This is a genomic window from Azonexus sp., assembly GCF_041909095.1.
Taxonomy (GTDB): domain Bacteria; phylum Pseudomonadota; class Gammaproteobacteria; order Burkholderiales; family Rhodocyclaceae; genus Azonexus.
The window spans coordinates 825,152-836,718 of the sequence record NZ_JAYREB010000001.1; the positions used below are offsets into that span (position 1 = coordinate 825,152).

Annotated in this window: 6 protein-coding genes; 5 read left to right on the forward strand and 1 reads right to left on the reverse strand. The window is 65.6% G+C overall.

Translation table 11 applies throughout. The features are described 5' to 3' along the window. The first annotated feature begins 2 nt into the window (after positions 1-2). The gene (locus ACE3OV_RS04030; protein ID WP_374325274.1) at positions 3-5,273 is read left to right on the forward strand and encodes a DNA repair ATPase; all 5,271 of its coding nucleotides are present in this window, start codon (positions 3-5) and stop codon (positions 5,271-5,273) included. Beyond that, positions 5,270-5,974, forward strand: a complete 705-nt coding sequence (locus ACE3OV_RS04035; RefSeq protein ID WP_374325276.1) for a phospholipase D-like domain-containing protein — start codon at positions 5,270-5,272, stop codon at positions 5,972-5,974. Before ACE3OV_RS04030 ends, ACE3OV_RS04035 begins: the two co-directional genes overlap by 4 nt. A 14-nt stretch (positions 5,975-5,988) precedes the next feature. Here the strand turns inward: ACE3OV_RS04035 and ACE3OV_RS04040 are convergent, their stop codons facing one another. Then, positions 5,989-6,660 (reverse strand): GntR family transcriptional regulator, encoded by a 672-nt coding sequence (locus tag ACE3OV_RS04040; protein ID WP_374325278.1) that lies wholly within the window; start codon positions 6,658-6,660, stop codon positions 5,989-5,991. A 166-nt stretch (positions 6,661-6,826) separates the two neighbouring features. Between ACE3OV_RS04040 and scpA the strand changes: the two genes are divergently transcribed. The 3 genes from scpA to ACE3OV_RS04055 are packed head-to-tail and all read left to right on the forward strand — an operon-like array spanning position 6,827 to position 11,559. Continuing rightward, on the forward strand, positions 6,827-8,977 hold the full coding sequence (scpA, locus tag ACE3OV_RS04045) for a methylmalonyl-CoA mutase (RefSeq protein WP_374325280.1): 2,151 nt from the start codon (positions 6,827-6,829) through the stop codon (positions 8,975-8,977). A 7-nt stretch (positions 8,978-8,984) separates the two neighbouring features. Continuing rightward, positions 8,985-9,995: a methylmalonyl Co-A mutase-associated GTPase MeaB gene (meaB, locus tag ACE3OV_RS04050; protein ID WP_374325282.1), complete on the forward strand. Its 1,011-nt coding sequence runs from the start codon at positions 8,985-8,987 to the stop codon at positions 9,993-9,995. Between the two features lie 28 nt (positions 9,996-10,023). After that, positions 10,024-11,559, forward strand: a complete 1,536-nt coding sequence (locus ACE3OV_RS04055) for an acyl-CoA carboxylase subunit beta (protein ID WP_374325284.1) — start codon at positions 10,024-10,026, stop codon at positions 11,557-11,559. Positions 11,560-11,567 lie beyond the last annotated feature (8 nt).

The window sequence follows — 11,567 nt, forward strand, 5'->3', positions numbered from 1 at the left end:
CCATGGTTTCCACGAACACCTCCGTGCCCGACACGCCGGCCGAGCAGCAGACCGACGAAATGGTCGGCGGTAGCGGCAGTTACGAGCTGCTGAAAAAGCGCCTCGCCGCCCACGGCGACGCGCTGCTGTCCCGGACCCAGGCGCTGAACGCGGCGCGCGTCGCCGAATTCGGGCGCAACGAACAGTCGCTGATCCTGCGCACCCGCGCCCGCACCGAGAACAATTGCGTCGCCCGCGACATCGTCCGCATCGGCGACCGCCTGCTCTTCGGCTACAACGTCTTCATCGGCCTGCGCAAGGAAACCGCGGTCGGCGACGTCTTCGCCCTCTACCGGCTGGCCGAATCCGGCGCCGGCGACGAACTCGAAGCGCTGCCGCTGGCCGGCAGCTTCCTCGAGGACCAGCGCTTCGTTTCCGATTTCCGCGAGCTGCACGCCTATTACAAGCAGGCGACGCTGATCCAGTTGCGCGTCACCCAGGACAAGTTGCTCGCCGCCTTCCAGATCGGCCAACAACTGCACGACCTGCGCGTCTTCCGCTGGAGCCTGGAAAACGACGGCGAACTGCGCTACATCGACAATCGCGGCGAGCGCGACATGGCGCTGCCGCCGTCCCACGACTTCGAATGGACGCCGACCCGGCGCGAAGACCAGGTCGGCGGCCGTCATCCGCACATCAACATTCTCGACACCGTCTTCGTCGAGACCGTCGGCGGCGACCTGACGGTGAAGATCGAAAATAACACCGAGAGCGGTCTCGGCATCTACAGCGAGCCGGTCGAGGACAAGACGCAGTCGCTGGCCGACGCCGAAATCGCCTACGCCCGGCTCGGCCTGCTGATCCTGCTGCGCATCAAGCCCTACCGCGAGCAGACGGTACGCTATCTGGTCTACAACACGCGCACGCAGAGCGTCACCCGCATCGACGCCATCGGCGTCTCCTGCATCCAGTTGCCGGAAGACCACGGCATCATCTTCCCCGGCGGCTATTACCTGCAGTCCGGCGAGCACAAGCGTTTCGACCTGCCGGAAGCGATGCTCGACAAGCTGCGCTTCAAGCGCGTCCTGCGCTCGCCGAACGGCGAAGACGTGCTCTACATCTTCTACCAGCCCGGCCTCGGCCATTACGCGCTGTTCACCTACAACCTGATCGACAAGACCCTCGGTGCCCCCATCCTCGGCAACGGCTACGCCCGTTTCCCCGACGGCCGCATCCTGGTTTTCCAGGCCGACGGCGGCGAGCCGACCCGGGTCCATCCGATGCAGTTGTGGCAAACGCCCTTCAGCAGCGACGAACATGCCGGCAAGCAGGCCGCCGGCCAGGGCTTTTTTGGCCGCATCGGCAATGCCGACCTGGTGCGCGGCATCTCCGAACTGAACGCAATCGCCCGCGCCGTGCGCGAACAGGTGCCGACGCGCACCGCCTACGAAGACCTGATCCGCCAGTGCGGCCGTGCCCAGGACGCCTATTTCTGGATCGCCGAGCCGGAAGCCGGCGGTCTCGGCGACGAACTGCGGGCAATCGCCGACGGCGCCCGCCTGACCCTGGCCGAATTCGAGAAGGTCGACAGCATCCGCCGCGAGACGGCGCAGGCGCTGGCCGCTGCCGAAGCCGAACAGCGCGAACTGGTGAACCGCATCGCCGGCATGCTGTGGCGCAGTTCCGACGAATTCGTCAGCGCCCTCAACTTGCTGCGGGAACGGCGCGGCCACTTGCAGACGCTGAAGGAACTGCGCTACGCCGACCTGCCGCGGATCGAGGCGATGGATCAGGCACTGGCCGACGAGCAGCACCGGGTCGGCCAGCGCGCCATGCAGTTCCTCGCCGCCGCCGATGCCTTCGCCGGCCAGCGCCAGCTGCTCGACGGCCTCGCCGCCCGCATCCCGCAGGCGGCAAGCGCCCAGGCGCTCGAGCAGATCCTCGGCGAACTTGACAGCATCGCCGCCGGCCTTGACCTGCTGAGCGAACAACTGGGCGGCCTGCCCGGCGGCGACGCCGTGCTGCGTACCGACATCCTCGACCGCATCTCGGCGCTCTACGCCGAAACCAACCGCCTGCGCGCCGAAGCCCGCAACCGCCGGCGCAACCTGGGCAGCGCCGAAGCCGCCGCCGAATTCGGCGCCCAGTTCAAACTCTTCGGCCAGACCGTCGAAAGCGCGCTGGAATTCGCCGACACGCCGGAGAAATGCGACGAGGCGCTGACCCGCCTGCTCGCCCGCCTGGAGGAACTGGAAGGGCGCTTTGCCGAACAGGACAACTTCCTCGCCGACATCGCCAGCCAGCGCGAAGCCGTCTATGAAGCGCTGTCGGCGCGCCGGCAGAGCCTGCTCGACGCCCGCCAGCGCCGCGTCCGCTCGCTCAACGAAGCTGGCGCCCGCATCCTCGACGGCATCCCCCGGCGCGTCGCCAAGTTCCAGGAAATCGCCGAAGTTCATGCCTATTTCGCCGCCGATCCACTGATCGGCAAGTTGCAGAAGCTGGTCGACGATCTGCGCGCGCTGGGCGACGGCGTCGCCGCCGACGACCTCGACACGCGCATCAAGACCGCCCGCGACCAGGCCCTGCGCAGCGTCCGCGACCGCCGCGAACTGCTCAGCGACGACGGCAACACGCTGCGCTTCGGCCGCCACGCCTTCACCGTCAGCCAGCAGGCGCTCGACCTGACGCTGGTACCGCGCGACAACGCGCTGGCCTGGCACCTGACCGGCACCGACTACTACGACGCGGTCGACGACAGCCGGCTCGCCGCCTACCGCGCCTTCTGGGAACAGCCGCTGGTCTCCGAAACGCCGGCGCTGGCGCGTGCCGAATACCTGGCCGGCAGCCTGCTGTACGCCGCCCTCAACGGCCTGCCCGACGGACCGGCCTGGACGGAACTGCAGCAGGCCGCGGCAGGCGACCCGCCGACGCTGCCGGCCCTGGTCCGCCAGCACGCCGCGACGCGTTACCGCGAGGGTTACCAGAAAGGCATCCACGACGACGACGCGGCCCGCCTGCTCGGCGCGCTGATCCGCATGCAGGATGAAGCCGGCCTGCTCGCCTGGAGTCCGCAACAGCGCGTGCTGGCATTGCTCTACTGGCAGCACGGCTGCTTCGTCGGCGAACGCGAGGCGCTGTTGCGTCAGGCGCGCAGCGCCCTGCAACTGCAACAGCGCTTCGCCGCCGGCGACGCCCTGAGCCGGCTCGAAGCCGCCACCGCCGAGGCGCTGCTGCGCTTCGCCCGGGACTTCCTGCCCGCATCGGAGGAAACGGCCAGCGAACAACTGACGGTACGCTGCGCGCAGGCGGCGGCCTACCTGATCCGGCAGCTCGCCAGCGCACGCACCGACGCCGGCTGGGTCATCGCCGGCGCCGCCGACGACCTCGCCGACGCCCTGGTCAAGGAACTCGAACGCACGCAGCAACTGACCGACTGGCAGCGCGACCTCGACAGCGCCGAACCGGCCGAACGCTGGCAACTGGCACGCGCCTGGGTGGCGGCCTTTGCCGCTGCGCAGCATGCCGGCGCCGCCGACTGGATCGACGACGCCGCCGGCCGCCTCGCCGTCGCCCTGCCGCGCCAGCGCATCAACGCCGACCTGGCGCTCAGCATCGACGGCCTGCGCAGCGAGCATCCGCGCATCATCGACGGTCGTCTGGGGCTCAACCTCAACGATTTCTGGCAACGCTTCCACGACCATCGCAGCCGCATCGTTCCCGCTTTCGAGCAGTTCCACCAATTGCGCCACGAATTGCTCGGCGCCGAGAAGGCCCGGCTGGGGCTCGCCCAGTTCCAGGCCAAACCCTTGTCGACCTTCGTCCGCAACCGGCTGATCGACGAGGTTTACCTGCCGCTGCTCGGCGACAACCTGGCCAAGCAGCTCGGCACCGCCGGCGCCGGCAACCGCACCGACCGCATGGGCCTGCTGCTGCTGATCTCGCCGCCCGGCTACGGCAAGACGACGCTGATGGAATACGTCGCCGACCGCCTCGGCCTGGTTTTCGTGCGCATCAACTGCCCGGTGCTCGGCCACGACGTCACCGCCCTCGACCCCGCCGCGGCCGCCCACGGCGCCGCGCGCCAGGAGCTGGAGAAGCTCAACCTCGGCCTGGCCATGGGCAGCAACGTGATGCTCTATCTCGACGACATCCAGCACACCAGCCCGGAATTCCTGCAGAAGTTCATCGCCCTGGCCGACGGCACGCGCCGCATCGAAGGCGTCTGGAAGGGCGAGGCGCGCACCTACGACATGCGCGGCAAGCGCTTCGCGGTGGTCATGGCCGGCAACCCCTACACCGAGTCCGGCGACGTCTTCAAGATTCCCGACATGCTGGCCAACCGCGCCGACATCTACAACCTGGGCGACGTGCTGGACGGGCGCGAAGCGCTGTTCGCGCTCTCCTACATCGAGAACAGCCTAACCGCCAACCCGGCGCTGCTGCCGCTCGCCTCGCGCGACCCCAAGGATGTCCAGCTACTAGTCCGGCTGGCCGAAGGCGAGGAAATCCCGGGCAGCGCCTTCAGCCATCCGTACAGCGCCCTCGAACAGGAGGAACTGGTCGCCCTGATGCGGCGCCTGTTCCGCATCCGCGACCTGCTGCTCAAGGTCAACCTGGCCTACATCGAGTCGGCGGCGCAGAAGGACGCTTACCGCAGCGAACCCCCATTCAAGCTGCAGGGCAGTTACCGCAACATGACCAAGCTCGCCGGCAAGGTCACGGCAATCATGCGCGACGGGGAGATCGACGCCCTGCTGCGCGACCATTACCGCGGCGAAGCGCAGACGCTGACCACCGGCGCCGAGGAAAACCTGCTCAAGCTGGCCGAACTGCTCGGCACGCCAGGTGCCGACGAGCAGGCACGGTGGACCGCGATCAAGGAAGCCTTCGTCCGCCAGCGCAAACTGGGTGGCGACGACAGCGATCCCGGTACCCGCATCGCCGCCTCGCTGCTCGATGTCGCCCGCGCCGTCGACGGCCTGAAGCCCGACAACGCGCTGGCCGACCGCCTAGGTGATGGTCTCGAGCGCATCGAGGCCGGGCTGCGCGCGGTCAAGCCGAGCGTCCATGTCGAGGCCGGTGACCTCTCGCAATTCGCCGGCGTCGTCGGCGACATGGTCAAGGCCTACGAAAAGGTGCTGCTGCCGCTGGTCACCGCGACCTATCACAAAATCCGCCTCGACCACTCGATGTGGGACGAGATGAAGCGGGTCAGCAGCTACCTCGACAAGCTCGAGAAAGAAGCCGGCAACAACCCGCCGCCGGAAAAACCCAAGCCCCGGAGCAAAGCATGAGCAGCACCGCAATCAGCATCGAAGACATCCTCGCCCTGCTCGCCGGCGGCATCGCCGACGGCCGGCTGAGCGACGAAGAAAAACACGAACTGGCCACCGCCCTGGATGCCGCATCGCTACGCGACGAGGACCTGCGCCGGCTACGTAACAACGCTTTCGATCTGGTCCGCGAACGCCTCGCCGATCCCCTGCAACTGGCCCTGCTGAAATGGCTGGAAGACGTCGTCCGCAGCCTGGACGGGCAACGTTTACCGGTCGCGCCGATCACCCAGGAAGCCAGCTTCAGCCCGGGCAGCGACTGCCTGCAGACGATCCAGCGCTGCCTGCGCCACGCCCGCCAGCGCATCGACATCTGCGTGTTCACGCTGTCCGACGACCGCATCGCCGAAGAAGTCCTGGCCGCCCACCGGCGCGGCGTCGCGGTCCGCATCATCACCGACAACGACAAGGAATACGACGCCGGCAGCGACATCGCCCGCCTGCGCGATGCCGGCATCGCCGTCGTCGTCGACCGCACCGACGCCCACATGCACCACAAGTTCGCCATTTTCGACGGCACCAGGCTGCTCAACGGCAGCTACAACTGGACGCGCAGCGCCGGCCAGTACAACGAGGAGAACCTGGTGCTCAGCAACGACCGCCAACTGCTCGGGGAATTCTCGGCGCAGTTCGAGAAACTCTGGCGCCAGTTGGGCGGCTGACCGCCGCCTCCGGCTCAGGCGGCCTTGCTTCCCCCGGGTTGCTCGTCGATCCGGGCCAGTGCCTCGCGCCCGGATAGCAGGTGCTCGTACATCTGCCGCTCGGCGCCGTTCGCATCATCGGCCAGCATGCAGGCGAGAATTGCCCGGTGCTCTTCCAGCGACTGCTGCAGGCGGCCTTCCAGCGACAGGGAATGCAGACGGGAACGCTTCAGCACCTTGCGCAAATCCTGAATCACCGACAGCAGCCAGCGGTTGCCGGACAACTCCTGGATCTTGCGGTGGAATTCCTGATTGGCCTCGAAGAAGGCATCGACGCGCGCCTCGCGCGCCGCCGCTTCGAGTTTGTCGTGGATCGCCCGGAGCGCCGTCAGGTCCGCCGCCTTGGCTCGCTTCACGGCCTCCGCCGCGCAACGGCCTTCGAGCAGGGCGATCAACGGAAAAATCTCGTCGAGATCCTGGCGGGAAATTTCGGTAACGTAGCAGCCACGGCGCGGCTTCAATTCGACCAGACCTTCCGAAGCCAGCACTTTCAGGGCTTCGCGCAGCGGCGTGCGGGAGATGCCATACTGTTCGGCCAGCTTCTGTTCGTCGATCCAGGTACCGGGTGGCAATTCGTGAGCGTAGATGCGTTGTCGCAGACGTTCGGCGACTTCCTGGTAAAGCGCGGTGGGAGCGATGCGGTTCATTGTCTCGAGAGTTGTGAGCCGGACAGGCCGGTACGTCGCCGGCTTGCCTCTGTAATTATGGATAAAGTATTATGTAGGGCTGACCATGTCAAGCTGGGCCCTGAAAGCGTAGAATTTTGCATTCTGCATCATCGGCCCGAAAAAATCGAATCGGCGGAGGTGTTTCATGTCTGAAAAGTTCTTTGATTCCAATAACCTGGATGTCTGGGAAAAAGCTGCGGCCAAGCAGTCCCCGGGTGGCGACGTCAACAATCTGGTGTGGAATACCCCCGAAGGCCTTGCCGTCAAGGCCCTGTACACGAAAAAGGACGTCGACAACCTCGCGTTCGCCGACACCCTGCCGGGCGTTGCGCCCTACCTGCGCGGCCCGCAGCCGACGATGTACGCGGTCAAGCCGTGGACCATCCGCCAGTACGCCGGCTTCTCCACCGCCGAAGCCTCCAACGCCTTCTATCGCAAGGCGCTCGCCGCCGGCGGCCAGGGCGTTTCCGTCGCTTTCGACCTGGCCACACACCGCGGCTATGACTCGGACAATGCCCGCGTCACCGGCGACGTCGGCAAGGCCGGCGTAGCCATCGACTCGGTCGAGGACATGAAGATCCTCTTCGACGGCATCCCGCTCGACAAGATTTCCGTGTCGATGACGATGAACGGCGCCGTGCTGCCCATCCTCGCCGGCTACATCGTCGCCGCCGAGGAACAGGGCGTGAAGCAGGAGCAGTTGTCTGGCACGATCCAGAACGACATCCTCAAGGAATTCATGGTGCGGAACACCTACATCTATCCGCCCAAGCCGTCGATGAAGATCATCGCCGACATCTTCGCCTACACGGCGCAGAACATGCCGAAGTTCAACTCCATCTCGATTTCCGGTTATCACATCCAGGAAGCCGGCGCCAACCAGGCCATCGAACTGGCCTTCACGCTCGCCGATGGCATGGAATACGTGCGCACCGGCATCGCTTCCGGCATGGACGTCGACACCTTCGCCGGCCGCCTGTCCTTCTTCTGGGCGGTCGGCATGAACTTCTATCTCGAAATCGCCAAGATGCGCGCGGCGCGTCTGCTGTGGCACCGCATCATGTCCGGCTTCAATGCCAAGAGCCCGAAGTCGATGATGCTGCGCACGCACAGCCAGACTTCCGGCTGGTCGCTGACCGAGCAAGACCCGTACAACAACGTCGTCCGTACCACCATCGAAGCGATGGCGGCGGTCTTCGGCGGCACCCAGTCGCTGCACACCAACGCGCTCGACGAAGCCATCGCGCTGCCGACCGAGTTCTCGGCCCGCATCGCCCGCAACACCCAGCTGATCATCCAGGAAGAGACGCACATCACCAACGTCATCGATCCGTGGGCCGGTTCCTACATGATGGAAAAGCTGACCCAGGACATGGCCGACAAGGCCTGGGGCATCATCCAGGAAATCGAAGCCATGGGCGGCATGACCAAGGCCGTCGAATCCGGCTGGGCCAAGATGCAGGTCGAGACCTGCGCCGCCGACAAGCAGGCGCGCATCGACTCCGGCAAGGACGTCATCGTCGGCGTCAACAAGTACAAGCTGGCCAAGGAAGACGCGATCGACATCCTTGACATCGACAACCACGCCGTCCGCGAAGCACAGATCGCCCGCCTCAAGAGCATTCGCGCCAGCCGCGACAGCGCCGCCGTCAATGCCGCGCTCGACGCGCTGACGAAGGCCGCCGAAAGCGGCGAAGGCAACCTGCTCGACCTGACGGTCAAGGCGATCCGCCTGCGCGCCACGGTCGGCGAAGTCTCGGATGCGCTGGAGAAGGTCTTCGGCCGGTTCCGTGCCAACAACCAGACCATTTCCGGCGTTTATGGTGGTGTCGTCGAAGGCCAGGAAAGCTGGGAGCAGATCAAGGCCGACGTCGCCAAGTTCGCCGAAGAAGAAGGTCGTCGCCCGCGCATCATGATCGCCAAGCTCGGCCAGGACGGCCATGACCGCGGCGCCAAGGTCGTTGCCACGGCCTACGCCGACCTCGGCTTCGACATCGACATGGGTCCGCTCTTCCAGACCCCGGAAGAAGCCGCCCGCCAGGCCATCGAGAACGACGTGCACGCCATCGGCTGCTCGTCGCTGGCCGCCGGTCACAAGACCCTGGTGCCGCAGATCATCCAGTGCCTGAAGGACCAGGGCGCCGACGACATCATCGTCTTCGCCGGTGGTGTGATCCCGGCGCAGGATTACGATGCGCTGTACGCGGCCGGTGCCAAGGCGATCTTCGGCCCGGGCACCCGGATCGAGGATTCGGCCAAGCGCGTGCTTGAAGAAATCCGCAAGGCGCGCGGCTAAGGCCGGGATGAAACTGGACGAGGCGCCGGTGAAGGCAAATCTCCTCTCGGATGCCGACCGGCAGCTGGTCGATGGCGTGAGCCAGGGTCAGCGCCGGGCGCTGGCCAAGGCGATCACGCTGATCGAATCGACCCGCGCCGATCACCAGCAGCGCGCCCAGCAGGTGCTGACCGCGCTGCTGCCGAAGACCGGCGGCGCGATCCGGGTCGGCATCTCGGGCGTGCCCGGGGCCGGCAAGTCCACTTTCATCGAAGCCCTCGGTGTCTGGCTGATCGGGCAGGGCAAGAAGCTCGCCGTACTCGCCGTCGATCCGTCGTCATCGGTCTCCGGCGGTTCCATCCTCGGCGACAAGACGCGCATGGAGCAGCTTTCGCAGCGCGAGGAAGCCTTCATCCGGCCCAGTCCGTCGGCCGGTTCGCTCGGCGGCGTCGCCGAGAAGACGCGCGAAGCCATGCTGCTCTGCGAAGCGGCCGGCTACGACGTAATCATCATCGAGACCGTGGGGGTCGGCCAGTCGGAAACGACGGTCGCCGGCATGGTCGACATGTTCTGCCTGCTGCAGTTGCCGAATGCCGGCGACGACCTGCAGGCGATCAAGAAGGGCATCGTCGAGATCGCCGACATGGTGGTCATCAACAAGGCCGACATCGACAAGCAGGCTACCGCCGTTGTCCGTGCCCAGTGGCGCAATGCGTTGCACATGCTGCGTCCGGCCTCGCCCAACTGGGCACCACCGGTGATCGCGCTGTCGGCGCTGCACAAGCAGGGCATCGCCGAGTTCTGGGGCGAAGTCGAGAAATACCAGGCTGCCCTGAAGCCAACCGGTGAATTCGCCGCCAAACGCCAGCACCAGTCGCTGGCCTGGATGTGGCAGTTGATCGATGCCGGCCTGCGCCAGCATTTCCGTAATCATCCGCGCGTGCAGGAAAACCTGCCCGCGCTGACCCGTTCCGTCGAAGCAGGATATACGACCCCGGCCGCCGCCGCGTATGCGCTGCTCGACTATCTGAAACACTGATCACCCGTTCCATTGAGGGAGTTTTTCCATGCATGACATCATCCGCCAGCTTGAGAAGAAGCGCGAACTGGCCCGCCTAGGCGGTGGCCAGAAGCGCATCGACAGCCAGCACAAGAAGGGCAAGCTGACCGCCCGCGAACGCATCGAACTGCTGCTTGACCCGGAGTCCTTCGAAGAATGGGACATGTTCAAGGAACACCGCTGCGTTGACTTCGGCATGGACCAGGCCGAGAAGACCCCGGGTGACGGCGTCGTCGTCGGCTACGGCACGATCAACGGCCGTCTCGTCTTCGTCTTCTCGCAGGACTTCACCGTCTTCGGCGGCTCGCTGTCGGAAACTCACGCCGAGAAGATCTGCAAGGTCATGGACCAGGCGATGAAGGTCGGCGCCCCGGTGATCGGCCTCAACGATTCGGGCGGCGCCCGCATCCAGGAAGGCGTTGCCTCGCTCGGCGGCTACGCCGACGTCTTCCAGCGTAACGTCATGGCCTCCGGCGTCGTGCCGCAGATCTCCATGATCATGGGCCCCTGCGCCGGCGGCGCGGTGTATTCGCCGTCGATGACCGACTTCATCTTCATGGTCAAGGATTCGTCCTACATGTTCGTGACCGGTCCGGAAGTGGTCAAGACCGTGACCCACGAAGACGTGACCGCCGAAGAACTGGGTGGCGCCGTGACCCACACCAGCAAATCCGGCGTTGCCGACCTGGCCTTCGAAAACGACGTCGAAGCACTCTCCATGCTGCGCCGCTTCATGAACTTCATCCCGGCCAACAACAAGGAAAAGCCGCCGGTCACCCCGACCAACGACCCGGTCGACCGCTTCGACTATTCGCTCGACACCCTGGTGCCGGACAACGCGAACAAGCCGTACGACATGAAGGAATTGATCATCAAGGTCGTCGATGACAACGATTTCTTCGAACTGCAGGCCGATTACGCCAAGAACATCATCATCGGCTTCGGCCGCATGGACGGCCACCCGGTCGGCATCGTCGCCAACCAGCCGCTGGTGCTGGCCGGTTGCCTGGACATCAAGTCGTCGATCAAGGCCGCCCGTTTCGTCCGCTTCTGCGACGCCTTCAACATTCCGGTCGTCACCTTCGTCGACGTCCCGGGCTTCATGCCGGGCACGCAGCAGGAATACGGCGGCATCATCAAGCACGGCGCCAAGCTGCTCTACGCCTACGCCGAATGTACCGTGCCCAAGGTCACCATCATCACCCGCAAGGCCTACGGCGGCGCTTATGACGTGATGTCGTCCAAGCACCTGCGCGGCGACGTGAACCTCGCCTGGCCGTCGGCGGAAATCGCCGTCATGGGCCCGAAGGGTGCGGTCGAGATCATCTTCCGCGAGGAAAAGAACGATCCGGCCAAACTCGCCCAGCGCGAAGCCGAGTACAAGGAAAAGTTCGCCAATCCGTTCGTCGCTGGCGCCCGCGGCTTCATCGACGACGTCATCATGCCGCACGCCACGCGCAAGCGGATCGCCCGCTCGCTGGCCATGCTGCGCGACAAGAAACTGGAAAATCCGTGGCGCAAGCACGGCAACATTCCACTCTGATCAAAATG

Coding starts and splice junctions, on each gene's coding strand:
- ACE3OV_RS04030 (WP_374325274.1), top strand. CDS start 3: ATGGTTTCCACGAACACCTCCGTGCCCGACACGCCGGCCGAGCAGCAG.
- ACE3OV_RS04035 (WP_374325276.1), top strand. CDS start 5,270: ATGAGCAGCACCGCAATCAGCATCGAAGACATCCTCGCCCTGCTCGCC.
- ACE3OV_RS04040 (WP_374325278.1), bottom strand. CDS start 6,660: ATGAACCGCATCGCTCCCACCGCGCTTTACCAGGAAGTCGCCGAACGT.
- scpA (WP_374325280.1), top strand. CDS start 6,827: ATGTCTGAAAAGTTCTTTGATTCCAATAACCTGGATGTCTGGGAAAAA.
- meaB (WP_374325282.1), top strand. CDS start 8,985: ATGAAACTGGACGAGGCGCCGGTGAAGGCAAATCTCCTCTCGGATGCC.
- ACE3OV_RS04055 (WP_374325284.1), top strand. CDS start 10,024: ATGCATGACATCATCCGCCAGCTTGAGAAGAAGCGCGAACTGGCCCGC.